The sequence below is a fragment of the Streptomyces ruber genome, assembly GCF_014648075.1.
In the GTDB taxonomy this organism is placed as follows: domain Bacteria; phylum Actinomycetota; class Actinomycetes; order Streptomycetales; family Streptomycetaceae; genus Streptomyces; species Streptomyces ruber.
The window spans coordinates 431150-457403 of record NZ_BMQK01000004.1 but is presented as its reverse complement, the minus strand read 5'-3'; the positions used below and the strand labels follow the sequence as shown (position 1 = coordinate 457403).

Here is a 26254-nt window from a genome sequence, read left to right as displayed (position 1 = left end):
GCTCTTGGCTCACCCGTACTAACACGCGCGAGGCGGACCCACTTCCCGGCCCGGGAAGTGAGGTCCGCCTCGCGAGGTGATGCGTCCGGTCAGGCGACCGGGACGATGTTCACGACCTTGCGGCCACGGGCGGTGCCGAACTGCACCGAACCGGCCTGCAGCGCGAACAGCGTGTCGTCGCCGCCACGGCCGACGCCCGCGCCCGGGTGGAAGTGCGTGCCGCGCTGGCGGACCAGGATCTCACCGGCGCTGACGACCTGACCGCCGAAGCGCTTCACGCCGAGCCGCTGAGCGTTGGAGTCGCGACCGTTCCGGGTGGACGATGCGCCCTTCTTGTGTGCCATGTCTCCTCAGTCCCTTACTTCGCAGCCGCGGGGATCTCAGTGACCTTGATCGCCGTGTACTGCTGGCGGTGGCCCTGACGACGGCGGTAACCCGTCTTGTTCTTGTAGCGCAGAATGTCGATCTTCTGGCCCTTGTGGTGGTCCACGACCTCGGCCTGGACCTTGATCCCGGCCAGCACCCACGGGTCGCTGGTCACGGAGTCGCCGTCGACAACGAGCAGGGTCGAGAGCTCGACCGTGTCGCCAACCTTGGCGGTGGAAATCTTGTCAACCTCGACGATGTCGCCGACAGCAACCTTGTGCTGGCGACCACCGCTGCGCACGATGGCGTACACGCGGATCTCACTCTCTCGCTCGGGAACGGCACCCCCGCAGTCCAGCCGTCCGGCACGCGGTCGGCCTCTCCCACGGCGCCCGGCGCCCGGGAGGAAGAGGTTTACGGGGATGTGGCATGTCAGCGGACACGCCGAGGGTCAAGAGTACGGGGCCTGCGCCGAACGGGTCAAACCGAGCCGGCCGCGCCCGTCGGCGCTCACCTCCGCGCCCTCTCCCCGTCCGTGGGCAGTGGCCTCACTCCCCTGCACAGGGGCGTGCCGTCCGCCGTGCCGGGGTGGGCGGCCCGCACCACCCGGTCGAAATGAGCCCGGTACAGGCCGTGCACGGTGTCGTCGTCCACCTTGACGATCACCTCGTCGTTCTCGCGCAGCGCGGGACCGGTGTAGTTGCCGGAGCCGGTGAGAACGAGCCGGTCGCGCGCCCCGTCGTACACCCCGTCGACGAGGAGGTACTTCGAGTGGACGACGTACGGCGTGGTGAGCCGCCGTCCGGGGTGCAGCGGGTCCCGGTCGTCGTGGTGGCACCGCACGGTGGGCCCGCCGGGTGAGTGCAGCTTCTCCCACGTGCCCTTGGTGCCGTCGCTGCTCCCCGCACTGTCCGACTCGGCGTACACGACGCTCACGTGACAGCCGGCCCGCCGCAGCGAGACCAGCTTCGCGGCGACCGCCAGCCGGGTGATCTTGAAGATCGCGACCCGGACCCACGTCCTCCGGCGGACACCCGCCCCGTCCCGGTACACGCACGTGACGTCGTCGAGGACCGAGAACACGGTGTCGGTGTCGCGCCCCTCACCGGCCCGGGGGAAGAAGTACGCCCGGTACGGCCGCCCGCCGGCCGTCCGGTACCGCCACGCCTTCCAGTCCCCGGCGACCATCGTGTCGAAGTGGTGCGCGTAGGCGCCGTACATCGCCGGGTTGTCCGGCAGCACCAGGGCGTCGTTGAAGAACCGGGTGTGCGCGGAGGGCGTCGAGTTGGACGTGGTCTGCACGACGACGTTCCTGGCCCCCTTCACCGCCGAGAACAGCCAGAACTTGTTGTGCATGATTTGCCGTACCGGGGGTCACCGAGGCACGACCTGTCCGCGGGACAGGTGGCGACGTACGACCTCTTCCGGCGGTCCGTGCCGAGCGCCGCGGCCAGTCTCCGGTACGCCGTGTTCGCCGGCCGGTCGGTGACACTGGACCCGTCCAGGAGCACCCGCACGTGCACGCCCCGCGCCGCGGCGGCGGCGAGCGCGTCGGCGACCGTGGTCTCCCACAGGTGGTACACGGCCACCGTGACGGTCGAGCCGGGCAGCGCCGCGCCGGTCAGTTCCAGCAGTCGCGTACGGATGGCGTAGCGCTCGGCACGGGTGCCCAGCGGATCGTTGAAGAGGGGCCCCTCGGCCCGGCCGGGCGCCTCCACGGCCCGCGCGGTGCCCGCCGAGGCCGCGGTCTGCAGCCAGGCCGCCGACAGCACCGCCGTCAGCGCCACCGCCCGCCGTCCGGCCGTGAACGGCTTCGCGGCGCGCCGCCGCCCGCTGTCTCTCCGGTGCACGCACGCCATGCGGTCCACTCTCCGTCCCGGGCCGGGTGCAAGGGTCGCAAGCAGCGCACGGGACTCTACCCGCCCGCTCCCGGCGCGCACCGGGGCCGACACACCGGTGCCCCGGTCCGGTGGACGAACCACCGGACCGGGGCACCGGTCACCGGCTCCCGCGGAGCCGGCCGGGACCGGGAGGGTCAGCCCTCGTCGGACGACGCCGAGGCCGTGACCGTGGCGGACGTCTGCTCCGCCGCCGCGGTCTTCTTCGACACGGCCTTCTTCGACGTCGCCTTCTTGGCGGTCGTCTTCTTGGCCGTGGTCTTCTTCGCCGTCGTCTTCTTGGCCGCCGTCGTCTTCTTGGCGGCGGCCTTCTTCGTCGTCGCCTTCTTGGCCGTGGCCTTCTTGGCGGCGGTCTTCCGCGCGGTCTTCTTCACCGGCGCGGCCTCCTCCGCCGGAGCCTCCGCCGGTGCGTCCGCCGCCGCTCCCTCAGGAGCATCGGCGGGCGCGTCGGCAGGTGCGTCGGCCGGAGCCTCGGCGGAAGCGGACGGCACCACGACGACCGCCGTGTCCTCGGGCGCGGTCGGCGCGGCCGCCTTGCGGACCGCACGCCGGCGGGGCCGGGCGGGGGCCGCGCTCTCCGCGGGAGCGGACGCGGTCACCGCTTCCGGCGCCGCCTCCGGGACCGGCACCGTCTCCGGCACCGGCTCCGTCGCGGGCCGGGGCTCGGGAGCCGTCGCCGGCTCCGTGACCGTCACCACGGCGTCCTCCGCCGGGGGCGCACCCGCGGGGGCCGTCGCCTTGCGGGTCGCCCGCCGGCGCGTACGCCCCTTGGGCGCGGCCTCGGCCCGGTCCTCGGCGGCAGCGGTCTCCCCGGCCACCGTCCCGTCCGCCTTGTCCGCCTTGCTCGCAGGCTGGTCGCCCACCACGGACGGCGGCGTCTCCACCACGGGGTCCTCGATTGCGACGGGCTCCGCCTCGGCGGCCTCGCGCGACTTCGGCGCCCGGACCTCGGCGGTCCCGTCCTCCGGCTCGGTCCTGCCCTTGGCACGGTCGCCCTTGGGCGAGCCCGCGGGTGCCGACACCCGCCGGCCGGACCGGCGCCGGTTGCGTCCGCGCGCTGCCGCGGCCTCCGCCTCGGCGACGCTGCTGTACAGCTCCTCGTCGGGCGCGAAGGCGTCCGCCAGGGGCTGCGTGACGGGTGCCTCGGAAGCACCAGCCGGCTCGGCGGTCTCCTCGGCGACCGTCCCGGCCGCGCTCTCCTTGGCCTCCGCGGTGCCCGAGGGCTCCGTGGTCGCGGCGGTCACGGCCTCCGCGGCGGCCTCGTGCTCGTGCGCGTGCTCGTGCGTGTGCTCGGCACCTCCGCGTCCCCGCTTGCGGCGCTTGCCGCCACCGCCCGCGGCGGACGCCTGCTCCATGTGCACGATGACGCCGCGCCCGTTGCAGTGGACACAGGTCTCGGAGAAGGACTCCAACAGCCCCTGTCCGACGCGCTTGCGGGTCATCTGCACCAGGCCCAGCGAGGTGACCTCGGCGACCTGGTGCTTCGTACGGTCCCGGCCCAGGCACTCCAGCAGGCGCCGCAGCACCAGGTCCCGGTTGGACTCCAGCACCATGTCGATGAAGTCGATGACGATGATGCCGCCGAGGTCGCGCAGCCGGAGCTGGCGCACGATCTCCTCGGCCGCCTCCAGGTTGTTCCTGGTGACGGTCTCCTCGAGGTTGCCGCCCTGACCGGTGAACTTGCCGGTGTTGACGTCGACGACGACCATCGCCTCGGTCCGGTCGATCACCAGCGAGCCGCCGCTGGGCAGCCAGACCTTGCGGTCCAGCGCCTTGGCGAGCTGCTCGTCGATCCGGTACGTGGCGAAGACGTCGACCTCGCTCGTCCACTTGGACAGGCGGTCGGCCAGGTCGGGCGCCACGTGCGAGACGTAGCCGTGGATGGTCTGCCACGCCTCGTCACCGCTGACGACGACCTTGGAGAAGTCCTCGTTGAAGATGTCGCGGACGACCCGGACGGTCATGTCCGGCTCGCCGTACAGCAGGGTCGGGGCGTTGCCGCTCTTCGCCTTCTTCTGGATGTCCTCCCACTGCGCCTGCAGCCGTTCGACGTCGCGGCGCAGCTCGTCCTCGCTCGCGCCCTCGGCGGCGGTGCGCACGATGACGCCCGCGTCCTCGGGGACGATCTTCTTGAGGATGGTCTTCAGCCGGGCGCGCTCGGTGTCGGGCAGCTTGCGGCTGATGCCGGTCATCGAGCCCTCGGGGACGTACACGAGGTACCGGCCCGGGAGGGAGACCTGGCTGGTCAGACGCGCGCCCTTGTGCCCGATGGGGTCCTTCGTCACCTGGACGAGGACGGACTGGCCGGACTTCAGCGCGGACTCGATGCGCCGCGGGCCGTTGGCCATGCCGAGCGCCTCGAAGTTCACCTCACCGGCGTACAGCACGGCGTTGCGGCCCTTGCCGATGTCGATGAAGGCGGCCTCCATCGACGGCAGGACGTTCTGCACCTTGCCGAGGTAGACGTTGCCGACGTACGAGGTCGACTGCTCCTTGTTGACGTAGTGCTCGACGAGCACGTTGTCCTCGAGGACGCCGATCTGCGTGCGGTCGCCGTTCTGGCGGACGACCATGACGCGCTCGACGGCCTCGCGGCGGGCCAGGAACTCGGCCTCGGTGATGATCGGCACCCGGCGGCGGCCCTGCTCACGGCCCTCGCGGCGGCGCTGCTTCTTGGCCTCCAGACGCGTGGAGCCCTTGATGGACTGCACCTCGTCCGAACCGGTGCCGTGGTCGTCCTTCTTGCGCGGCTCGCGCACCTTGACGACCGTGCGCTCCGGGTCGCCGTCACCGGGCTCGGTGTCGACGGCCGAGTCACCGGCGCGGCGACGGCGGCGACGACGGCGACGGCTGCTGCTGGAGCCGCCGGCGTGGTCGTCGGCGTGCCGGTCGTCGCCCGTCTCCTCGGCGTCCGCCGCGTCCTCCGCGAACTGCTCGGCGGTGTCCTCGGCGTCCTGCGCGGCCTGCTCGGCCGCGCGCTCCCCGTCCTCGCGGGACTCGCCCTCCGCCTCGGCGGACTCGCCCCGGCGACGGCGACGGCCACCGCGGCGACGGCGACGGCGCGAACCGGTGTCCTCGCCGTCGTGGTCGTCGGCGTCGAAGTCCGCATCGGCGTCGGAGTCGGCGGCGCCGCCCTCGGCCGTGTCGTCCGTCCCGTCCGTCTCCCCGTCGTCCTCGGTCTCCTCCGCCACGTCGGCGGTCGCGGCCGGGGTCTCCTCCTCGGCGGCGCGCCGACGGCGACGGCGGCGGGAGCCGGTGCCGTCCTCCTCGGCGACCTGCGCGACGGGCTCCGTCCCGGGGGCCTCCTCGTCGGTCCGGGCGGCGGCTCCGGCGGCCTCGGCCGCCGCCGCGGCGGCGGCCCGCTCCGGGGTCTGGAACATCGGCTCGGCGAACACGGGCGGCTGGAACACGGCGACCGCGGGGCGCGCGGGCCGGGGTGCGCTCTCGCCGTTGTCACCGGCGCCGCGCCGGGGCGCGGGCTCGGAGAAACCGCCGGCGGCCTTGCGCACGGCACGGCGGCGGCCCCGGCGCGGAGCGGCGTCACCGGACTCGGCCGCGGGGGCGGGCTGCTCCTCCCGGGCCACCACGGCGGGGGCGGACCCGGTCCCGGTGGTGGTCTCGCCCGTGGTCTGTTCGGCGGCGGAAGCGGGCGCCTCCGTGCGCTCCTCGGCGGCACCGGCCGTCTCGGGCGTGCCGACGGGCGCGGACACCCGCCGCGTGGCGCGACGGCGCGCACGCCGGGGCGCGGCCGACTCGGCAGCCTCGGTCGTCTCGGCAGCTTCGGTCGTCTCGGCAGCTTCGGCCGTCTCGCCCGGCTCGTCGGCGGGAGCGGTCTGCTCCGTCGCCTCCACCGCCGGGGCGACCGCCTCGGCCGTCTCGGGCGCGTCTGCGGGCGCGGACACCCGGCGCGTGGCCCGACGACGCGTGCGAGCAGGCGGCGCGGCCTCCTCGGCGGCGACCGCAGTCACCTCGGCGTCGGCGGCGGACGCGGGCTCAGCGGCGGCCGGCTCGGCGGCAGCCGCCTCCGTCGCGGGCGCGGACACCCGGCGCGTGGCCCGACGACGCGTACGAGCAGGCGGCGCGGCCTCCTCGGCGGCGACCGCAGTCACCTCGGCGTCGGCGGCGGACGCGGCCGGAACCGTCTCCTCAACGGCCTCGGTCGCCTTGGGCGCACCGGTGGGCGCCGAGGCACGGCGCGTGGCCCGGCGCCGCGTACGAGCGGGCGCGGCCTCCTCGGCAGCACCGTCGGCCGTGGGCGCGGCGGTGACGGACGGCTCGGTGGCCGCCGAGGCACCGGCCGCGTCGGCGGACTCGTCGCCCGTCGCGGCCGCGGGCACCACGGTCTCCGCCGTCGCGGGCGCACCGGCGGGCGCCGACGCACGGCGCGTCGCCCGGCGCCGCGTACGCCCGGCGGCCGGGGCGGCTGCGCTCTCGGTGCTCTCGGCGGCGGGAACGCCGGCGGACGTCTCCGCGTCCACCGCGCTTCCCTCGTTCTCTTCCGTCTCCCCCGCCTCGACGTCCTGCGGCGCCTCGACGGTCGCCGACTCGTCGACGGACCGCGCAGGCGGTATGGCCGGCGTGACCGTCTCCGCCGGCGTCTCGGCGTTCACCGCGGGCGGGCCCGCGGGACGGGACGCGGCACGGCGGCGCCGGCGCGGCGGCAGGGTGTCGCTGGGGGTGCTGTGTTCGGAACCCTCGGTGGATTCGTTCTCTTCGAGCATGCGGGCGGTTCTCCCGTCAGGCTCCCGGGCGCCGCGCCTGGCCCGGCGATGCCGGTGACGTCCGCGGCTCGCGCGGTGCGCGGTGCCGCCGTCCGGGGCGCGGGCGCCGCACGGGAGCTCATCGTGTCCTGTCTCGCCGGTTCCGTACGCCATGTACGCACGGCCTGGCGAAAGTCTTCTGGTCGGTGCGCTGCCCGACCCAGGTGGCTCCCGAGTCCGAGGGCGGCGCTGTGACGTCCGTCCCTACGCGGAACCTTCCGGCGCCGGCGCCGTCGCGGCGGCAGCGGCCGTCTCGAGAAGCGGCGCTGCCTCGCGGTCGGGCGCGAGCGGGTCGGTCACCGTGCCGGTCCCTGCATCGATCGGCCCCTGCGCCAGCCTGGTCACCGCTGCGGGGACCGGCGGCGCCAGGTCGGCCACGGCACGGAGACCGGACAGGACGTCGTCGGGTCGTACGGCAGGCGTCACGTGCCGAACAACCAGGCGCAGTATCGCACAGGGCTGGTCGGTCGGCCTATCAGCCCGGAGACTGTGCGTCTCCGGGCTCAGCCCGAGGCTCACGACGGCGGAGCGGGCGTCGAAGGCCCGCATGCCCTTCTTGGTCTGGCGTTCGACCTCCACGGTCTCGGCCGCCTCGAAGGCCGCCACCGCGCGCCCGGCCTCCTCGGGATCCACGCCGTCGAGGCGCAGCTCCCAGACGGAGGCGGTGAGCCGGTCGGCGAGGCCCGGGGTGCGGGCCTCCACCGCGTCCACGATGTCGAGCCCGGCGGGCAGCGACTCGTCGAGCAGTTCGCGCAGCTTGTCGGGGTCGCGCGCCTCGGTGAGCGCGATCTCCAGGTACTCCGCCTCGCTGCCCGTGCCGGTGGGTGCGGCATTGGCGTACGACACCTTCGGGTGCGGCGTGAACCCCGCCGAGTACGCCATGGGCACCTCGGCGCGGCGCAACGCGCGCTCGAAGGCGCGCTGGAAGTCACGGTGGCTGGTGAACCGGAGGCGGCCGCGCTTGGTGTAACGCAGTCGGATGCGCTGCACCGCCGGTGCGGGCGGCGGGCCTTCGGGCTGTCGCTTGCCCAGTGTCGCTCAGTCCTTCGTGAGTGCGGTCGTACTGCTACCTAGAGTACGTGTCTCCGGGCCTCCGGGTTCCCCGTGGACCACTCGTCGATGCCTCTCGGGCCGCCGCGGGCCGCCGAGGAGCAGGCGCCGCACGTCGGCCCGGGCCCGCCGGAGGGAGTCGCGCACGGGGGCGAGCACCTGCCGCGCGGCGCGGCCCACGGCACGCGCGGCGGCGGCCGCGGGCCGCCACACCACGTCCCGCACCACGTGCCCGACCGGGGTCAGGACGGTCCGGTAGGTCCATCGCACCGGCTCGACGAGGATCCACCGGAAGAGGGTGCCGAGGAGCCGGCCGACGGCCCGCGACACGTACCCGGCGATCCGCCAGGCGTGCTTCAGCGCATCCCACACCTCACGGCCGATGACGGCGAGCACGCGGCCGACGGGCACGAGGACCCACCGCCAGAGGGCGAGCGCGGGCAGGACGAGCAGCACGCGCGCCGTCCAGTACAGGGCGACCCCGATCCCGTACCCGACGGGTGCCAGCACGTACCGGTACAGCCACCCGGCCGGCACCACGACGAGGACGCGCCCCAGCCACGCCAGGCCGCGCCCCACGGGCGTCAGCACGTACCGGTACACCCACCCGGCCGGCACCACGAGCAGGACGTGTCCGAGCCACCCGAGCGCCTTGCCGACGGGGACGACGACGTAGCGCCACAGGGCCACCCACGGCCACACGAACAGCGCCTTGCCCACCCACAGCAGCGCCCGCCCCAGCGGTCGCAGCACCCAGTCGCGCAGCACCCGCCCGATCGCGACCAGCGCGTCCCACACCAGCCGGACGGGTACGACGACCACGAGCGCCACGATCCGCACGGGCAGCCGTACCGCGGTGACCAGGCATCCCTCCGCGGGAGCTGCCTGGTTCCGGGCAGCCTTCTTCTCGAGTTCCATACCTGCCCGGACGCTCCGGGCTCCCCCCTGTTGTCGTGCTCCGGCCGTGTCAGCCGGTCGCCGCCGGCTTCTTCACCGTCAGCGGCAGCAGCTTCTTGCCCGTCGGGCCGATCTGGATGGACGTGTCCATGGCCGGGCACACACCGCAGTCGAAGCACGGCGTCCACCGGCAGTCCTCGACCTCGGTCTCGTCGAGGGCGTCCTGCCAGTCCTCCCAGAGCCAGTCCTTGTCCAGACCGGAGTCCAGGTGGTCCCAGGGCAGGACCTCCTCGTAGGACCGCTCGCGGGTGGTGTACCAGTCGACGTCCACGCCGAACGGGGCGAGGGCCTTGTCGGCGCAGTTCATCCAGCGGTCGTAGGAGAAGTGCTCGCGCCAGCCGTCGAAGCGGCCGCCGTCCTCGTACACCGCGCGGATCACGGCGCCGATGCGGCGGTCGCCGCGGGAGAGCAGGCCCTCGACGATGCCGGGCTTGCCGTCGTGGTAGCGGAAGCCGATGGAGCGGCCGTACTTCTTGTCGCCGCGGATCTTGTCGCGGAGCTTCTCCAGGCGGGCGTCGGTCTCCTCGGCGGAGAGCTGCGGGGCCCACTGGAAGGGGGTGTGCGGCTTGGGCACGAAGCCGCCGATCGACACCGTGCAGCGGATGTCGTTGGAGCCGGAGACCTCGCGGCCCTTGGCGATGACGCGGGTCGCCATGTCGGCGATCTGGAGGACGTCCTCGTCGGTCTCGGTGGGCAGGCCGCACATGAAGTACAGCTTCACCTGGCGCCAGCCGTTGCCGTAGGCGGTGGCGACCGTGCGGATCAGGTCCTCCTCCGAGACCATCTTGTTGATGACCTTGCGCATGCGCTCGGAGCCGCCCTCGGGGGCGAAGGTGAGGCCGGAGCGGCGGCCGTTGCGCGTGAGCTCGTTGGCCAGGTCGACGTTGAAGGCGTCGACGCGGGTGGACGGCAGCGAGAGGCCGATCTTGTCGTCCTCGTAGCGGTCCGCCAGGCCCTTGGCGATGTCGCCGATCTCGGAGTGGTCCGCCGAGGACAGCGAGAGGAGGCCGACCTCCTCGAAGCCGGTCGCCTTCAGGCCCTTCTCGACCATCTCGCCGATGCCCGTGATGGAGCGCTCGCGCACCGGGCGGGTGATCATGCCGGCCTGGCAGAAGCGGCAGCCGCGGGTGCAGCCGCGGAAGATCTCCACGGACATGCGCTCGTGGACCGTCTCGGCGAGCGGCACGAGGGGCTGCTTGGGGTAGGGCCACTCGTCGAGGTCCATGACCGTGTGCTTGGAGACGCGCCACGGGACGCCCGACCGGTTCGGCACGACGCGGGCGATGCGGCCGTCGGGGAGGTACTCGACGTCGTAGAACGCCGGGACGTACACCCCGCCCGTCTTCGCCAGGCGGAGGAGGACCTCCTCGCGGCCGCCCGGCCGGCCCTCCGCCTTCCACTCGCGGATGATCCGCGTCATGTCGAGCACGGCCTGCTCGCCGTCGCCGATGACCGCCGCGTCGATGAAGTCGGCGATCGGCTCGGGGTTGAAGGCGGCGTGGCCGCCGGCGAGGACGATCGGGTCGTCGACCGTGCGGTCCTTGGACTCCAGCGGGATGCCCGCGAGGTCCAGGGCGGCCAGCATGTTCGTGTAGCCGAGCTCCGTGGAGAAGCTGAGCCCGAACACGTCGAAGGCCTTCACCGGACGGTGGCTGTCCACGGTGAACTGCGGGACGCCGTGCTCCCGCATCAGCGCCTCCAGGTCCGGCCAGACGCTGTAGGTGCGCTCGGCGAGGACGCCCTCCTGCTCGTTGAGCACCTCGTAGAGGATCATGACGCCCTGGTTGGGCAGTCCGACCTCGTAGGCGTCGGGGTACATGAGCGCCCAGCGGACGTCGGTGGACTCCCACGGCTTGACCGTGGAGTTCAGCTCTCCGCCGACGTACTGGATCGGCTTCTGCACATGCGGGAGCAGAGCTTCGAGCTGCGGGAACACAGATTCTGCAGACTCTGCGGCCGCAGCGGCTTCGGCAGGCATCTCGCGGACCTTCGTGAGGGTACGGATTCGACAGGGGTGGCCATCAAGCCTAACGCGGAGCGCAGTACCGCTCGTACGCGTCCGGCAGCGCCGCCTCCGCCGCGGCGGCCCGCCGCTCCTCCCGGCCGTACAGCACGCCGTAGGTGAAGGCGCTCTCCCCGGCCGCGTGGGCCTGCGCCGCCACCTCGCGCAGGGCCTGCCGCGCCATGACGCTGTCCTGGTGTTCGCCGAGCAGCGTCTGCAGGGCCTTCATGCCGCGGACCCGTTCCGCGAAGGCGTCGTCCAGGCGCACGGCGGCCTCCGCCGCGTACCGGGCGCGCTTGGCCTTCTTGCGGGCCTCGTGCAGGGCGAGGTCGCGGTCGTCGCCGGGCGGTACGTCCAGGGCCTGCCGGACCAACCCGGACACGCGTTCGACCTCCCGGCGTACGGTCCGGCCGAGCACCTTCCCCGGGTCCTCGGCCGCGGCCCCGAGCAGCGGCGGGTCGGCGGCCAGCGCGTCCAGCGCGCCGAGCAGCGCCAGGTACCGCTCCCCGTCCAGTACGGAGATCACCCGGCGCCGGGAGCCGGAGCGGCGGGCGTGGGACCAGGTGCGCAGCCGGGTGCGCACCGGGCCGGCCAGGAGGGCGCGCGGCAGCTCGTCCAGGGCGGCCGTGAGGCGTTCGGCGAGCACCTCCTGGTCGCGCCCCGCGCCCAGCTCCTCGGCCAGCCACCTCAGTTCCGCGCCGACGGGGTCGGTGACGGCGCGGTCCAGGACCTTCGCGTACGAGCGGAAGGTGCTGCGCAGCCGGCGGGTGGCGACGCGCATGCTGTGCACGGAGTCCGGCAGGTCGCGGCGTACGGCGGGGTCGAGGGCGACGATCGCGTCGCGCTGGGCGCGCACGTAGGCGAGGACGGGGTCCGCGGCGGTGGCGGGCGGCGGGGGAGGTCCGGGCGGCCCGGGCACGTCGCGGACCGGTGCGGTCTCCCGCAGGGCCCGCACCAGTTTGGAGGGCGCCGCGGAGGGTTTGATGCCCGCTTTGCGCAGTTTCTTGTCCACCGTGTCAAGGAACGCCGGGTCGCCGCCGTCGGCCAGCTCGACCTCGATCTCGGACCACTGGGCGTCGCGTCCCCCACCGCCGAGCCGCTCGGCGCGCACGGAGTCGACGCTGATCTCGGCGAGGAGGACACCGTCCGCGTCGAGCAGGTCGCGGAGGTCGCGCGAGGAGCGGAGGCGGACGAGGGGCACCAGCTCCGCGTCACGGACCCGGGAGCGCACGAGGCGGGCGAGCGTACGGGGCAGGGTGCCGGAGAGCGGGGCGCGTATCTCGTCCCGTACCCCGGCGGAGACGGGGAACTTCAGGTGCCAGCCCGCGTCGTCGCCCCCGGTGCGGCGGCGCAGGGTGACCGAGGAGGCCGTGAGGCGTTCGTCGGGGGTGTCGTAGTAGACGGCGTCCAGCTCGGTGACGCCCTTGTCGACGACGGTGGCGATTCCGGCGACGCCCGTCAGGTCGGGCAGACCGCTCTCGTCGGACTCGTACTTGCGCTCGATCTCACGCTTGGTGTCCGCCATGTGCCGAATGTAGTGGCCTCGTCCGGCGGTTGGGCAGCCCGTGCCCGGACAGAGGCGGTGGCCGTACCCCCGGGGTACGGCCACCGCCCTCGCGCGGCGCCTACGCCGACAGGGGCCGCTGCACCCGGATCGACTGGAGCAGTCCGACGGCCACCCAGACAGCGAACATCGAGGACCCGCCGTACGACACGAACGGCAGCGGCAGACCGGCCACCGGCATGATGCCGAGCGTCATCCCGATGTTCTCGAAGGACTGGAAGGCGAACCAGGCGATGATGCCGGCGGCGACGATCGTGCCGTACAGCTCGGTCGTCTCGCGGGCGATGCGGCAGGCGCGCCACAGCACGATGCCGAGCAGCACGATGATCAGGGCGCCGCCGACGAAGCCCAGCTCCTCGCCCGCGACCGTGAAGACGAAGTCCGTCTGCTGCTCGGGCACGAACTGGCCGGTGGTCTGCGATCCCTCGCCGAGTCCGGTGCCGAAGAGGCCGCCGGAGCCGATGGCGATGCGCGCCTGGTTGGTGTTGTAGCCGACGCCCGCCGGGTCGAGCTCGGGGTTGGCGAAGGCGGCGAACCGGTTGATCTGGTACTCGTCGAGGATCTTCAGCTGCCAGACGGCGATCGCGCCGGCCACGCCCGTGCCGATCAGGCCGAAGATCCAGCGGTTGGACGCGCCGGAGGCGAGCAGCACGCCGAGCACGATGACGACCATCACCATGACCGAGCCGAGGTCGGGCATGAGCAGGGTGACCGCTATCGGCACGGCGGCCAGGCCGAGGGACTGCACGACGGTGCGGTGGTCGGGGAACTGCCGGTCGCCCGCGTCGACGCGCGCCGCGAGCAGCATCGCCATGCCCAGGATGATCGTGACCTTCACGAACTCCGAGGGCTGGAGCGAGAAGCCGCCGGGGAGCCGGATCCACGCGTGCGCGCCGTTGATCGTCGCGCCGAGCGGGGTGAGCACCAGCAGCACCAGCAGCACGGAGATGCCGTACAGGAACGGCACGGCGCCGCGCAGGGTGCGATGGCCGAGCCAGACCGTGCCGACCATCAGGGCCAGGCCGATGCCGGTGTTGAGGAGGTGCCGGACCAGGAAGTAGTACGGGTCGCCCTGGTTGAGCTCGGTGCGGTTGCGGGTCGCCGAGTAGACGAGGACCGTGCCGATCAGCGACAGGGCGAGGGCACACAGCAGTATGGGCCAGTCGAGCCGGCGCGCGAGCGAGTCGCGGGCGAACAGCCGGGCCCAGCCGGACCGCTCGGGCCCGTACCTGGAGACGGAGAAGCTGTTCGCACCGGTCATGCGGGGATCCTCCGCCTCCTGCTGTCCCCGTGGCGGGCCGATCGCCTGCGGGCGTCGCGGTTGCCGCCGGACGGGGTGTTCGCGGTGGCCGCCAGGGCGTCGGGGTACGCGGTGGTGGGCGCCGGGGCGTGGAACACCACCGGCTGCGCACTGGCCTCGGCGGCCTTCTTCCGGTCCTCCGGCGACGGGTACTCGTCGACCTTCGGCGCGTCGATCGACCCGTCGGACCCGATCTTCGGCAGGTCCTTCTGCGGCTCGGGCAGCAGGGCCTTCCTCTTGTCGATCTTCCCGTCCTCGGAGACGCCGTACAGCGCGTTGTAGACCTTGCGCACGGCCGGTGCCGAGGCGCCGGAGCCGGTACCGCCCTGGGAGATCGTCATGACGATGGAGTAGTCCTCGGTGTACGTGGCGAACCACGAGGTGGTCTGCTTGCCGTAGACCTCCGCCGTACCCGTCTTGGCGTGCAGCGCGATCTCGTCCTGCGGCCAGTCCTGGAACCGCCAGGCGGCCGAACCGCGGGTCACGACGCCCTCCAGGGCGCCGTCCACGGCCTGGAGCGTCTTCTGCGACATCGGCAGCTTGCCGTGCGCCTCGGGCTGGATCTCCCGGACGTTCTTGCCGTCCGCGCTGATCACGGCCTTGCCGACGGTGGGGTTGTAGAGCGTGCCGCCGTTGGCGAGCGCCGCGTAGATCGTCGCCATCTGTATCGGGGTGACGAGGGTGTCGCCCTGTCCGATGGAGTAGTTGACGGAGTCACCGGCGCGCAGCCGGTTGCCCTCGAGGCAGTTCTCGTAGGCGATCTTCTCGGCGTAGTCGCCGTCCTTCTTGCCGCTCTTGCACCAGGCGTCCTTGTTGGCCTGCCAGTAGTCGAGCTTCCACTGGCGGTCGGGGACGCGGCCGGTGACCTCGTTGGGCAGGTCGATGCCGGTCTCCTCGCCGAGGCCGAACTCGTGGGCGGTCTTGTAGAACCAGTCGTTGGCGTTCTTCTTCGGCTTGGTGCCGCCGTCCTTCTTCCACTCCTCGTGGGAGAGGCGGTAGAAGACGGTGTCGCAGGAGACCTCCAGGGCACGGCCGAGGCTGATCGGGCCGTACCCCTTGGACTCGAAGTTCTTGAAGACCTGGCTGCCGACCGAGTACGAGCTGGAGCACTCGTACGGGCCCTCGAAGGAGTAACCGGCCTGTATGGCGGCGGCCGTCGGGATGACCTTGAAGATGGAGCCGGGCGCCGACTGGCCCTGGATGGCCCGGTTCAGCAGCGGGTAGTTGGACTCCTTGCCGGTCAGCCTCGTGTAGTCCTTGGCGGAGATGCCGCCGACCCAGGCGTTCGGGTCGTACGAGGGGTTGGACGCCATGGCCACCACGCGGCCGGTCTTCGCCTCCATCACGACGAGCGCGCCGGAATCCGCCTTGTAGTTGGTGCCGGTGTTGCGGTCGTGCTCCTTGCGGGCCGCCTTCATCGCCTCGTTGAGCTCGTACTCGGCGATGCGCTGCACCCGGGCGTCGATGCTGGTGACGAGGTTGTCGCCGGGCCTGCCCGGGTCGTTCTCGGCCTCCCCCATGACACGGCCGAGGTTGTCGACCTCGTACCGGGTGACGCCGGCCTTGCCGCGCAGCTGCTTGTCGTACTGGCGCTCCAGGCCCGAGCGGCCGACCTGGTCGGAGCGCAGGTACGGCGAGTCGCTGTCCTGGGCCTGCTGGATCTCCTCGTCGGTGACGGGCGACAGGTAGCCGAGCACCTGGGCGGTGTTGGCGTCGCCGGGGGCCGGGTAACGGCGCACGGCCTGCGGTTCGGCGGTGATGCCGGGGAAGTCCTCGGCGCGCTCGCGGATCTGCAGGGCCTGCTTGGGGGTGGCCTCGTCGGTGATGGGGATCGGCTGGTACGGGGAGCCGTTCCAGCACGGCTGCGGGGTCTCGGCGTCGCACAGCCGGACCTTGTCCTGGACCTCCTTGGGGGTCATGCCCAGGACGCCGGCGAGCTTGGTGAGGACCGTCTCGCCGTCGTCCTTCATCTTCATCAGGTCGGTGCGGGAGGCGGAGACCACCAGGCGGGTCTCGTTGTCGGCGATGGGCACGCCGCGCGCGTCGAGGATCGAACCGCGTACGGCGGGCTGGACGACCTGCTGCACGTGGTTGCCCGAGGCCTCCTTGGCGTAGGTGTCGCCCTCGCGGATCTGGAGGTACCACAGCCGGCCGCCGAGCGTCGCCAGGAGGGAGACGACGAGGATCTGGATGACGACGAGCCGGACCTGGACCCGTGGGGTCCGCCCGGTCTCCGGGATGTTGGTCATGCTTCCCCCTCCCTGCGGTGCACTTGCCTGAGGTCCGCTCTGTCCGCCGTGGCCGTCCGCCGTGCCGTCACAGCCGCTTGACCCCCTTGATGCGTCCGGCGCGGGCCGTGCGCGCCCTGACCGTCCTCATCCGCCCGCCGCGCTGCCGGCCGATGCGCAGCCCGGTGCCGGAGGCCAGCCAGCCGGAGGAGACGTCGGCCGCCTTGGCGGAGTTCGCCTCGTCGAGCGGGTCGTTGTCGGCGCGCCGGGCCAGCGCCATGATCCCGGGGACCACGAACGGGGCGAGCAGCAGGTCGTACAGGGCGGCCGTGAACACCAGTCCGGGCAGGCCGACATGACGGGCGGCGGTGTCCCCGACGAGGGCGCCGACGCCCGCGTACAGCAGGGTCGTGCCGATCGCGGCGGCGGCCACGACGGCCAGCGAGGCGGTCGCGGACTTCAGCCGGCCGTTGTCCGGCTTCACCAGTCCGACGAGGTAGCCGACGACGCACAGCACGAGCGCGTAGCGGCCCGCCGCGTGGTCGGCGGGCGGGGCGAGGTCGGAGAGCAGGCCCGCGCCGAAGCCGACGAGGGCGCCGCCGACGTGCCCGTACACCAGGGCGAGGCCGAGGACGGTGAGGAGGACCAGGTCCGGGACGGCGCCGGGCAGCTGGAGGCGGGCGAGGACGCTCACCTGGAGCACCAGGGCGACGATCACCAGGGTGGTGGAGAGCAGGATCCGGTTGAGGCGCATGGGGTCGGTCTCCTACTGCTCTTGCGGAGTTCCGTCGGTGGGCGCCCCCGCGGACGGGGTGACCGTCACCGTCACGGTCGGCGTGGGCGTCGCCTTCGGCTGGGGCGGCAGGACCGTGTCGCGCGGGTCCTTGCGGGGCGCCTCGACGACGACGCCGACCAGGTCGAGCTTGGTGAGGCCGGCGAACGGCTCGACGTACACCGTGCGGGTCAGGTCGCCGCCGGAGGGGTCGACGCGGGAGACGGTCCCGACCGGCACACCGGGCACGAACGGCCGGTCGGCCTGGGAGCCGAAGGTGACCATCCGGTCGCCCTTCTTGACCTTGGCCTTGCCGTTGAGCAGCTCGACGCGCAGCGGCCGGTCGCCCTGGCCGGAGGCGAAGCCGAGCTCGTCCGTGGTCTCCATGCGCGTGCCGACCGTGAAGTCGGGGTCGTTGGCGAGGAGCACGGTGGAGGTGTCCGGTCCCACGGTGGTGACGCGGCCGACCAGCCCGTCCCCGTTCAGCACGGTCATGTCGCGCTCGACGCCGTCGTTCGACCCGATGTCGATGGTCACGGTCCAGGAGAAGCCCTGGGCCGCGCCTATGGCGATGACCTCCGCGCCCTTGATGCCGTACCGGCCGTTCGCGGCGGTCTTCAGCATCGAGTCGAGCTGCCGGACCCGGCTGCGGTTGCGGTCGTCGCTGCCCAGTTCCGCCTTCAGCGCCGCGTTCTCCTTCTCCAGCGCGGCGAGCCGGTCGTGGCGGGAACCGGAGTCACGGATCGCGCCGATCGCGTTGCCGATCGGGTCGACGGCGCTGGCGACCCCGTTCTCCACGGGTCCGAAGACCGCGGCAGCGGCCTGGCGGGCACCGTCGACCGGCGAGTCCTCCCCGCCGCGGATGTCCACCGTGATCAGTGCGAACGCGATGGCGACCAGCAGCACCAGGAGCAGCCGGCTCTCTCGTGTGTCCCTCACGTGCGACGGCCGTGCCTTCCTCGTCGAGTTCAGTCGTCGGGTTGGGTCGAGCTCGGAATGGGTCAGTGTCAATGGGGGGGCACACCCCGAGCGTGCAACTCGCGGTGGTGACGCGGGCGCTCTCACGGGTGTTGTGCGGAGCATATGCCTCGTAATCAACGATCCGCCGTACGAGAAGGGATCGTCTCGTACGGCGGAATCGAAGCGTTACGTCATCTGCGGGGCTGGGCGTCGAGCACCTGCTGCAACGCCTCGAACTCCTCGACGCACTTGCCGGAGCCGAGCGCCACGCTGTCCAGCGGGTCCTCGGCGATGTGGATCGGCATGCCGGTCTCCCGGCGCAGCCGCTCGTCCAGGCCGCGCAGCAGGGCGCCGCCGCCGGTGAGGACGATGCCGCGGTCCATGATGTCGCCGGACAGCTCGGGCGGGCACTTGTCGAGGGTCGTCTTGACCGCGTCGACGATGGCGTTGACCGGTTCCTCGATGGCCTTGCGGACCTCGGCCGCGGAGATCACCACGGTCTTGGGCAGTCCGGAGACCAGGTCCCGGCCACGGATTTCGGTGTGCTCGTCAGTGTCCAGGTCGTACGCCGAGCCGATAGTGATCTTGATCTGCTCGGCCGTCCGCTCACCGAGGAGGAGCGAGTACTCCTTCTTGATGTGCTGGATGATCGCGTTGTCCAGCTCGTCGCCCGCGACGCGGATCGACTGTGCCGTGACGATTCCGCCGAGCGAGATGACCGCGACCTCCGTGGTGCCGCCGCCGATGTCCACCACCATGTTGCCCGTGGCCTCGTGGACCGGCAGGCCGGAGCCGATGGCCGCGGCCATGGGCTCCTCGATGATGTGCACCTGGCGGGCGCCGGCCTGGGACGACGCCTCGATGACGGCGCGGCGCTCGACACCGGTGATGCCGGACGGCACGCAGACGACGACGCGCGGCCGGGCGAGGTACCTCCGCTTGTGAATCTTCAGGATGAAGTAGCGGAGCATCCGCTCGGTGATCTCGAAGTCGGCGATGACACCGTCCTTGAGGGGACGCACGGCGACGATGTTGCCGGGCGTCCGACCGATCATCTTCTTCGCTTCCGCGCCGACCGCGAGAATTCCACCGGTGTTCGTGTTGATCGCGACGACGGACGGCTCGTTGAGTACGATCCCGCGACCCCTGACGTACACCAGCGTGTTGGCGGTCCCGAGGTCGACAGCCATGTCACGGCCGATGAACGACATTGAGTTCCCCATCAGGATTCGTCTGGCCTTCCCAAAGTGGAGCACTGACGGCTTTTCGGGTCGGCGAAGTGGGTGCTGTGACGTGAAGGCTTACATCGTAGTCTCGCCCGCACGAACACTGCGCGAGGGTCTTCGCCATTGTCAGCAGATCACGTGTCGCCCCGCTTGTGGAGACGAGCGTTCGGGGGTTTGCGTTCCCCCGCACGCCACGCATATGCCGAACGGATGGGGGGATTCGGAGGGGATGTGCCTGATGAGGTGTGCGCCGGTCCCCTCGAAGGGGCGACAACACCCTGGAGGGACCTGCGCGCGGTGAGAGCTTTGCGGACAACTGCACGGAGGGTGCCGCCGGACGGTCCCGAGGACGCGGTGGGGCGCCGTGGGGCGGTGCGCGGCCCCCTCTGTACGGGGCCGGAGTCACCCTCGGCCCGACTCGCCCCTTGACGGACGTCCGACGACTCCCGCCTCCTTGGGAGACCGCTCGGCCTCCCGAGGAGGGGCGGCAGGCGGTCCGCCGAAGCCGGACCCACGCCGTTGACATACGAGCGGCCCGGCCCCCGAGGACCGGACCGGACCGAGCTGTGCCGCCCGGCGCCCGGCCGGGGCACGGCGCGACAGCGGACAGCCCGCCGGACCGGCTGCCACCGGCACCTCCGCCCCGGAGACCGAGACGGAGACAGGGCCGCCCCGCGGTCGGAGCGGGACAGGTCAGCCGCGGGGAGCGGAGGCCCGGCGGTGGCCGCTCCCCGCCGCCGCGGGCACTACGCCCGGCCGGGGAAGAAGATCTTGACCTCGCGTTCGGCGGACTCCTCCGAGTCGGACGCGTGAATGAGGTTCTCGCGGACGATGACCCCGTAGTCCCCGCGGATCGAACCGGGCGCCGCCGCGATCGGGTCGGTGGGACCGGCCAGCGCGCGCACGCCCTCGATGACCCGCTCGCCCTCCACGATCAGCGCTACCACGGGACCGGAGGACATGAACGCGACCAGCGGCTCGTAGAACGGCTTGCCCTTGTGCTCGCCGTAGTGCTGCTCAAGGGTCGCGGTGTCCAGGTCACGCAGTTCCAGCGCGGTGATCTGCCAGCCCGCCTTGCGCTCGATACGGCTGATGATCTCGCCGGTCAGGCCACGACGGACGGCGTCGGGCTTGAGGAGGACAAGGGTGCGCTGGCTCACGACGATGACTCCTTCATCTCACAATGTGCATGTGCGGAGCCATGAGGCTACAGGGCCGTGCCGATCACTTGTCACACAGCGTCAGCGTCAGCGTCAGGAGGCCTCGCCCGCCGCTCCCGGGGCCTGTGCCTCCGCCTGCGCGGCGAAGCGGGCCTTCGCCTCGTCGATCTTCCGCCCGTAGTGGATCGACGCCCACCACAGGGCGGCGAACACCGCGCCCATGAAGAACATGACGGGCACGAAGAAGCCGCTGGCGACGAGCGCGATCTGCAGCGCCCAGCCGAGCTGCACTCCGCCCGGCCGCGTGATCATCCCGCACAGCAGGACGGACAGGACCATCGCGACCCCGCAGACCGTCCACACCGTCGTCATGGACAGGTCCGGGTCCTTCATCGCGACCAGCCCGGCGAAGCCGATCACGAAGAACTCACCGATCAGCGTCGAAGCGCAGAGGACACGCATGCCGGACCTCAGCCCCTTCCCAGCAGCAGTCGGGCCTCGCCCACGGTGATCACGGAACCGGTGACGAGGACCCCGCCACCCGCGAACTCGCCCTCCTCCTCGGCCAGCGTGATCGCCTCCTCCAGAGCGTCGGGCAGCCGCGGCTCCACCTGGACCCGGTCCTCGCCGAACACCTCGACCGCGATCGCCGCCAGTTCGTCGGCGTCCATCGCGCGGTGGCTGGAGTTCTGGGTGACCACGACCTCGGCGAAGATCGGTTCGAACGCCTCCAGCATCCCCCGTACGTTCTTGTCACCGCTCGCGCCGACCACCCCGATCAGCCGGCTGAAGTCGAACGCCTCGCTGACCGCCTCCGCCGTGGCACGGGCCCCCGCGGGGTTGTGCGCCGCGTCCAGGACCACGGTCGGCGAACGCCGTACGACCTCCAGGCGGCCCGGCGAGGACACCGACGCGAACGCCTTGCGCACGGTGTCGATGTCGAGCGGCTGGGGCCGCTGGGAGCCGACGCCGAAGAACGCCTCCACGGCCGCCAGCGCCACCGCCGCGTTGTGCGCCTGGTAGGCGCCGTGCAGCGGCAGGAACACGTCCTCGTACTCACCGCCGAGGCCGCGCAGCGTCACCATCTGCCCGCCGACGGCGAGCTGCCGGGAGACGACCCCGAACTCCAGGCCCTCGCGGGCCACCGTCGCGTCCACCTCGACCGACTTCTTCAGCAGCACCTGCGCCGCGTCCACCGGCTGCTGCGCCAGGATCACGGTCGCGTCCTGCTTGACGATGCCCGCCTTCTCGCCGGCGATCTCGCCCGGGGTGTTGCCGAGGCGGTCGGTGTGGTCCAGGTCGATGGGCGTCACGACGGCCACGTCCGCGTCGATCACGTTCGTCGCGTCCCAGCTGCCGCCCATGCCGACCTCGACGACGGCCACGTCGACCGGCGCGTCCGCGAAGGCCGCGTACGCCATGCCGGTGAGGACCTCGAAGAAGGACAGCCGGTACTCCTGGGAGGTGTCCACCATCTCGACGTAGGGCTTGATGTCCCGGTACGTCTCGATGAACCGCTCGGCGTCGATCGGGGCGCCGTCCAGGCTGATCCGCTCGGTGATCGACTGGACGTGCGGCGAGGTGTACCGGCCGGTGCGCAGGTCGAACGCGCCGAGCAGCGCCTCGATCATGCGGGCGGTGGACGTCTTGCCGTTGGTGCCGGTGATGTGGATCGAGGGGTACGAGCGCTGCGGCTCCCCCAGCACGTCCATCAGCGCGGCGATGCGGCCGACCGACGGCTCCAGCTTGGTCTCGCCCCAGCGCGTGGCGAGGTCCGCCTCCACCTCGCGCAGGGCCGCGTCGACCTCGGGGTCGGCCGGGCGCGCGGGCACGTCGGCCTGCGGCGGCCCGCTCTGGGCGCGCAGGGTGCGGCTGCCCGCCTCGATGACCGCGAGGTCGGGGTCGCGGCTGGTCTCGGCCTCGATCAGCTCGTCGAAGTCGTCGAGCGGGTCGGGCCGCGCGCTGTTGTCGTCCGGGGGGAGCTCACTCACGGGGCCAGTCTACGGAGGGTCGCCGACAGAGGCGTGAGGCGGCTCGCGGCGTGGACGAGGGCCCCGGAACCGTTCGGTTCCGGGGCCCTCGTCCACGCCGACCGTCAACCCCCGCAGCGGCGGGGACCACCGGACCTCGTCCTTGTCAGCAGCGGCCAGGTCCGGGTCACCTCCGCGACGGCGGAGACAACTGGGGATCAGCCTGCCGGCAGCTTCGCCAGCTGGTTCTCGATCCGAGCGATGTCCTCGTCGGCCTTCGCCAGCCTGGTGCGGATCTTCTCCACGACGTGGTCGGGCGCCTTGGCCAGAAACGCCTCGTTACCCAGTTTGGCCTCGGCCTGCTGGCGCTCCTTCTGCGCGGCGGCCAGATCCTTGGCGAGCCGCTTGCGCTCGGCCGCGACGTCGATCGTGCCGGACAGGTCCAGTGCGACCTCGGCGCCCGCGACCGGCAGCGTGGCCGTCGCCGTGAAGCCCTCGCCCTCCGGCTGCAGGCGCAGCAGCTGGCGGATGGCGGCCTCGTGGGACGCGAGCGCCGTGCCGTCCAGGGTCAGGCGGGCCGGGACGCGCTGGCCGGGCTGGAGGCCCTGGTCGGCGCGGAAGCGGCGGACCTCGGTGATGACCTGCTGGAGGGTCTCGATCTCCCGCTCGGCGCCGGCGTCACGGAAGCCGCTGTCGGCCGGCCAGTCCGCGATGACGACCGACTCGCCGCCCGTGAGCGTGGTCCAGAGGGTCTCGGTCACGAAGGGGACGATCGGGTGGAGCAGGCGCAGCGTGACGTCCAGGACCTCGCCCAGGACCCGGCCGGACACCTTCGCGGCCTCGCCGCCGCCCGTGAACGTCGTCTTGGACAGCTCGACGTACCAGTCGAAGACCTCGTCCCAGGCGAAGTGGAACAGGGCGTCCGACAGCTTGGCGAACTCGTAGTCGTCGTAGAAGGCGTCGACTTCGGCGACCGTGGCGTTCAGCCGGGACAGGATCCAGCGGTCGGTCGCCGACATCTCCGACGGGTCCGGCAGCGGGCCCGCGACCGTCGCGCCGTTCATCAGCGCGAAGCGCGTGGCGTTCCAGATCTTGTTGGCGAAGTTGCGGGAGCCCTGGACCCAGTCCTCGCCGATCGGCACGTCGACACCCGGGTTGGCGCCGCGGGCGAGGGTGAAGCGCAGGGCGTCGCTGCCGTACTTGTCCATCCAGTCCAGCGGGTTGACCGCGTTGCCGAAGGACTTCGACATCTTCTTGCCGAACTGGTCGCGGACCATGCCGTGCAGGGCGATGGTGTGGAACGGCGGGGTGCCGTCCATCGCGTACAGGCCGAACATCATCATCCGGGCGACCCAGAAGAAGAGGATGTCGTAGCCGGTGACCAGGACGGAGTTCGGGTAGAACTTCGCGAGGCTCTCGGTCTGCTCGGGCCAGCCGAGCGTGGAGAACGGCCACAGGCCGGACGAGAACCAGGTGTCGAGGACGTCGGTGTCCTGGTGCCAGCCCTCGCCGGTGGGGGCCTCGTCGTCGGGTCCGACGCAGACGACCTCGCCGTTCGGCCCGTACCAGACGGGGATGCGGTGGCCCCACCACAGCTGGCGCGAGATGCACCAGTCGTGGAGGTTGTCGACCCAGTCGAAGTACCGCTTCTCCATCTCCTGCGGGTGGATCTTGACCCGGCCGTCGCGGACGGCGTCACCGGCGGCCTTCGCCAGCGGACCGACCTTGACCCACCACTGCAGGGACAGCCGCGGCTCGATGGTGGTGCTGCAGCGCGAGCAGTGGCCGACCGAGTGGACGTACGGGCGCTTCTCGGCGACGATCCGGCCCTCGGCGCGCAGCGCGGCGACGATGGCGGAGCGGGCCTCGAGGCGGTCCAGGCCCTGGAAGGGGCCGGGGACCGTGATGACCGCGTGCTCGTCCATCACGGCGATGTTGGGCAGGTCGTGGCGCTGGCCGATCTCGAAGTCGTTCGGGTCGTGCGCCGGGGTGACCTTGACGGCTCCCGTGCCGAACTCCGGGTCGACGTGGGCATCGGCGACGACCGGGATGGAGCGGTCGGTGAGCGGCAGGCGGATGAGCTTGCCGACGAGGTGCTTGTAGCGCTCGTCGTCGGGGTGCACGGCGACGGCCGTGTCGCCGAGCATGGTCTCGGCACGGGTGGTGGCGACAACGATGGTGTCGTCCCCCTCCCCGTACTTCATGGAGACCAGCTCGCCGTCGTCGTCCTGGTAATTGACCTCGATGTCGGAGATCGCGGTGAGGCAGCGCGGGCACCAGTTGATGATGCGCTCGGCGCGGTAGATCAGCTCGTCGTCGTAGAGCTTCTTGAAGATGGCCCGGACTGCCTGGGAGAGGCCCTCGTCCATGGTGAAGCGCTCACGCGACCAGGCGACGCCGTCGCCGAGGCGGCGCATCTGCCCGGAGATCTGCCCGCCGGACTCGCCCTTCCACCGCCAGACGCGCTCGACGAAGGCCTCCCGGCCGAGGTCGTGGCGGGACTTGCCCTCCTTGCCCAGCTCGCGCTCGACCACGTTCTGCGTGGCGATGCCGGCGTGGTCCATGCCGGGCTGCCACAGCGTCTCGTAGCCCTGCATGCGCTTGCGGCGGGTCAGGGCGTCGATGATGGTGTGCTCGAAGGCGTGCCCGAGGTGCAGACTGCCCGTGACGTTCGGCGGCGGGATGACGACGGTGTACGGCGGCTTGTCGCTCTTCGCGTCCGCCTCGAAGTAACCCCGCTCTACCCAGCGCTCGTACAGCTCCCCCTCTACGTCGGCCGGCGAGTACTGGGTCGGCAGTTCGGTGGTGGGCGCTGTGGGCTGCTGCTGAGGGTTCTCGGTCACGGGCCCAGTTTAGGGGTGTCACGGACCGGTCCCGAAACTCGTTTCTGTTGGTAACGGTGCGGCCCCCGGTGCGTACCGTGCACTGCCTCTGCGTCAGGATGTCAGCAACGCATAAGGCACCTGAGGGGGAACCCAGAGATGAGTCACAACCAGCCGGGCCCGTACGGCGGGCAGCCCCAGCAGCCCGGACCGTACGGCCAGCCGGGTCCCTACGGCCAGCCGCCGCAGGCGCCCCAGCCCGGCTACGGTTACCCGCCCCAGGCGCCGCAGCAGCCGCAGCCCGGCTACGGGTACCCCCAGCAGCCCCCGCAGGGCGTTCCCCCGCAGCAGCCCGGCCCCTACGGCCAGCCGCCGCAGCAGCCCGGCCCGTACGGCCAGCCCCCGTACGGTCAGCCGCCTTACGGCCAGCAGCCGTACGACGTCCCGCAGCCGCCGTCCGGTGGCGGCAAGAAGAAGACGGGCCTGATCATCGGCGCGGTGGCCGTCGTGGCCATGATCGCCGTGGGCGCGTATGTCGTCTTCGGCGCCGCCGGCGGCAGCGCCGACGGTGCGAACATTCCGGACGACGGGGCCCACAAGCTGACGACGCCGGAGACGGTGCTCGGTGGCGAGTACAAGATGGGCGCGGACTCGGGCTCCGCCGGCGGCTTCAGCGAGAGCGACATCAAGGACGCCGAGAAGTACGGGGTGACCGACCCCCAGGACGTGAGCGCCCAGTACGAGGCCGGGGACGAGAGCAACCCGCTCGCCGCGAAGATGCTCAATTTCATGGGCGTCTACGGCGAGATCGAGGACCCGGAGAAGGTCGTCGACGCGATGTTCTCCGAGCTGGAGAAGAACGCCGGGGAGGAGCCGGACGCCGGGGAACTGGTCGGCGCCCCCAAGGCCTTCACCCCGAGCGCGCTCGACGGTGCGGTGCTCAAGTGCCAGGAGATCAAGTCGAGCACCGGCCTGGGCGGCGGTGGCCAGTCCGGCCCCGCGGAGGTCAGCGTGCCGGTCTGCATCTGGGGCGACCACAGCACAATGGGGGTCGTCCTCACCGTCGACCTGGCGGACGCCATGTCGGGCAAGGCCCCGGACCTGAACGCCACGGCGGAGACAGCGGCCCAGCTCCGCAAGGAAGTGCGCGTCAAGGCCTGAGCGTCGCGCCGCACACGGCGGAGGGCCCCGGTCGGTCGACCGGGGCCCTCCGCCGTGA

The 26254-nt window shown here is 72.0% G+C and carries 19 protein-coding genes; 1 reads left to right on the top strand and 18 read right to left on the bottom strand.

What is annotated here, in order from left to right; genetic code table 11:
* Positions 1 to 89: 89 nt before the first annotated feature.
* The 18 genes from rpmA to IEZ04_RS13285 all read right to left on the bottom strand — a co-directional run bounded on the left by rpmA (position 90) and on the right by IEZ04_RS13285 (position 25056).
* On the bottom strand, positions 90 to 344 hold the full coding sequence (rpmA, locus tag IEZ04_RS13365) for a 50S ribosomal protein L27 (RefSeq protein WP_030569980.1): 255 nt from the start codon (positions 342 to 344) through the stop codon (positions 90 to 92).
* Between the two features lie 14 nt (positions 345 to 358).
* Positions 359 to 679, bottom strand: a complete 321-nt coding sequence (gene rplU, locus IEZ04_RS13360; protein WP_006132815.1) for a 50S ribosomal protein L21 — start codon at positions 677 to 679, stop codon at positions 359 to 361.
* Between the two features lie 197 nt (positions 680 to 876).
* The gene (locus IEZ04_RS34795) at positions 877 to 1722 is read right to left on the bottom strand and encodes a phospholipase D-like domain-containing protein (protein WP_229821016.1); all 846 of its coding nucleotides are present in this window, start codon (positions 1720 to 1722) and stop codon (positions 877 to 879) included.
* Positions 1689 to 2225, bottom strand: a complete 537-nt coding sequence (locus IEZ04_RS34790; protein WP_229821015.1) for a phospholipase D-like domain-containing protein — start codon at positions 2223 to 2225, stop codon at positions 1689 to 1691. The genes IEZ04_RS34795 and IEZ04_RS34790 overlap by 34 nt, the downstream gene beginning before the upstream one ends.
* Before the next feature lie 176 nt (positions 2226 to 2401).
* The gene (locus tag IEZ04_RS13350; RefSeq protein WP_189217004.1) at positions 2402 to 6985 is read right to left on the bottom strand and encodes an Rne/Rng family ribonuclease; all 4584 of its coding nucleotides are present in this window, start codon (positions 6983 to 6985) and stop codon (positions 2402 to 2404) included.
* 243 nt (positions 6986 to 7228) lie between these two features.
* Positions 7229 to 8014: a TIGR03936 family radical SAM-associated protein gene (locus IEZ04_RS13345; RefSeq protein ID WP_189217003.1), complete on the bottom strand. Its 786-nt coding sequence runs from the start codon at positions 8012 to 8014 to the stop codon at positions 7229 to 7231.
* A gap of 48 nt (positions 8015 to 8062) precedes the next feature.
* A complete protein-coding gene (locus IEZ04_RS13340) occupies positions 8063 to 8992 on the bottom strand; it encodes a hypothetical protein (RefSeq protein WP_189217002.1) in 930 nt (309 codons plus the stop codon).
* 49 nt (positions 8993 to 9041) lie between these two features.
* Complete coding sequence (locus tag IEZ04_RS13335) at positions 9042 to 11009, bottom strand: TIGR03960 family B12-binding radical SAM protein (RefSeq protein ID WP_189217001.1); 1968 nt, start codon at positions 11007 to 11009, stop codon at positions 9042 to 9044.
* 49 nt (positions 11010 to 11058) lie between these two features.
* The gene (locus IEZ04_RS13330; protein ID WP_189217000.1) at positions 11059 to 12558 is read right to left on the bottom strand and encodes a CYTH and CHAD domain-containing protein; all 1500 of its coding nucleotides are present in this window, start codon (positions 12556 to 12558) and stop codon (positions 11059 to 11061) included.
* Positions 12559 to 12658: 100 nt separating this feature from the next.
* A complete protein-coding gene (gene rodA / locus IEZ04_RS13325) occupies positions 12659 to 13858 on the bottom strand; it encodes a rod shape-determining protein RodA (RefSeq protein ID WP_189216999.1) in 1200 nt (399 codons plus the stop codon).
* A complete protein-coding gene (gene mrdA / locus IEZ04_RS13320; protein ID WP_189216998.1) occupies positions 13855 to 16146 on the bottom strand; it encodes a penicillin-binding protein 2 in 2292 nt (763 codons plus the stop codon). The genes rodA and mrdA overlap by 4 nt, the downstream gene beginning before the upstream one ends.
* Positions 16147 to 16213: 67 nt before the next feature.
* The gene (gene mreD, locus IEZ04_RS13315; RefSeq protein WP_189216997.1) at positions 16214 to 16879 is read right to left on the bottom strand and encodes a rod shape-determining protein MreD; all 666 of its coding nucleotides are present in this window, start codon (positions 16877 to 16879) and stop codon (positions 16214 to 16216) included.
* A gap of 12 nt (positions 16880 to 16891) precedes the next feature.
* Positions 16892 to 17836 (bottom strand): rod shape-determining protein MreC, encoded by a 945-nt coding sequence (gene mreC / locus IEZ04_RS13310; RefSeq protein ID WP_189216996.1) that lies wholly within the window; start codon positions 17834 to 17836, stop codon positions 16892 to 16894.
* A gap of 212 nt (positions 17837 to 18048) precedes the next feature.
* Positions 18049 to 19068 (bottom strand): rod shape-determining protein, encoded by a 1020-nt coding sequence (locus IEZ04_RS13305; RefSeq protein ID WP_006133575.1) that lies wholly within the window; start codon positions 19066 to 19068, stop codon positions 18049 to 18051.
* 761 nt (positions 19069 to 19829) lie between these two features.
* Positions 19830 to 20243, bottom strand: a complete 414-nt coding sequence (ndk, locus tag IEZ04_RS13300) for a nucleoside-diphosphate kinase (protein WP_189216995.1) — start codon at positions 20241 to 20243, stop codon at positions 19830 to 19832.
* A gap of 93 nt (positions 20244 to 20336) precedes the next feature.
* On the bottom strand, positions 20337 to 20705 hold the full coding sequence (locus IEZ04_RS13295) for a DUF4233 domain-containing protein (protein WP_189216994.1): 369 nt from the start codon (positions 20703 to 20705) through the stop codon (positions 20337 to 20339).
* A gap of 8 nt (positions 20706 to 20713) precedes the next feature.
* Complete coding sequence (gene folC, locus IEZ04_RS13290) at positions 20714 to 22234, bottom strand: bifunctional tetrahydrofolate synthase/dihydrofolate synthase (RefSeq protein ID WP_189216993.1); 1521 nt, start codon at positions 22232 to 22234, stop codon at positions 20714 to 20716.
* A gap of 197 nt (positions 22235 to 22431) precedes the next feature.
* The gene (locus IEZ04_RS13285; protein WP_189216992.1) at positions 22432 to 25056 is read right to left on the bottom strand and encodes a valine--tRNA ligase; all 2625 of its coding nucleotides are present in this window, start codon (positions 25054 to 25056) and stop codon (positions 22432 to 22434) included.
* Positions 25057 to 25194: 138 nt separating this feature from the next.
* Between IEZ04_RS13285 and IEZ04_RS13280 the strand changes: the two genes are divergently transcribed.
* Positions 25195 to 26196: a hypothetical protein gene (locus tag IEZ04_RS13280; RefSeq protein WP_189216991.1), complete on the top strand. Its 1002-nt coding sequence runs from the start codon at positions 25195 to 25197 to the stop codon at positions 26194 to 26196.
* Positions 26197 to 26254 lie beyond the last annotated feature (58 nt).

What these genes read in the sequence shown, in the direction of transcription:
- rpmA (WP_030569980.1), bottom strand. Translation starts at nt 344, where the DNA reads ATGGCACACAAGAAGGGCGCATCGTCCACCCGGAACGGTCGCGACTCC.
- IEZ04_RS34795 (WP_229821016.1), bottom strand. Translation starts at nt 1,722, where the DNA reads ATGCACAACAAGTTCTGGCTGTTCTCGGCGGTGAAGGGGGCCAGGAAC.
- IEZ04_RS34790 (WP_229821015.1), bottom strand. Translation starts at nt 2,225, where the DNA reads ATGGCGTGCGTGCACCGGAGAGACAGCGGGCGGCGGCGCGCCGCGAAG.
- IEZ04_RS13350 (WP_189217004.1), bottom strand. Translation starts at nt 6,985, where the DNA reads ATGCTCGAAGAGAACGAATCCACCGAGGGTTCCGAACACAGCACCCCC.
- IEZ04_RS13340 (WP_189217002.1), bottom strand. Translation starts at nt 8,992, where the DNA reads ATGGAACTCGAGAAGAAGGCTGCCCGGAACCAGGCAGCTCCCGCGGAG.
- IEZ04_RS13335 (WP_189217001.1), bottom strand. Translation starts at nt 11,009, where the DNA reads ATGCCTGCCGAAGCCGCTGCGGCCGCAGAGTCTGCAGAATCTGTGTTC.
- IEZ04_RS13330 (WP_189217000.1), bottom strand. Translation starts at nt 12,558, where the DNA reads ATGGCGGACACCAAGCGTGAGATCGAGCGCAAGTACGAGTCCGACGAG.
- rodA (WP_189216999.1), bottom strand. Translation starts at nt 13,858, where the DNA reads ATGACCGGTGCGAACAGCTTCTCCGTCTCCAGGTACGGGCCCGAGCGG.
- mrdA (WP_189216998.1), bottom strand. Translation starts at nt 16,146, where the DNA reads ATGACCAACATCCCGGAGACCGGGCGGACCCCACGGGTCCAGGTCCGG.
- mreD (WP_189216997.1), bottom strand. Translation starts at nt 16,879, where the DNA reads ATGCGCCTCAACCGGATCCTGCTCTCCACCACCCTGGTGATCGTCGCC.
- IEZ04_RS13305 (WP_006133575.1), bottom strand. Translation starts at nt 19,068, where the DNA reads ATGTCGTTCATCGGCCGTGACATGGCTGTCGACCTCGGGACCGCCAAC.
- IEZ04_RS13295 (WP_189216994.1), bottom strand. Translation starts at nt 20,705, where the DNA reads ATGCGTGTCCTCTGCGCTTCGACGCTGATCGGTGAGTTCTTCGTGATC.
- IEZ04_RS13280 (WP_189216991.1), top strand. Translation starts at nt 25,195, where the DNA reads ATGAGTCACAACCAGCCGGGCCCGTACGGCGGGCAGCCCCAGCAGCCC.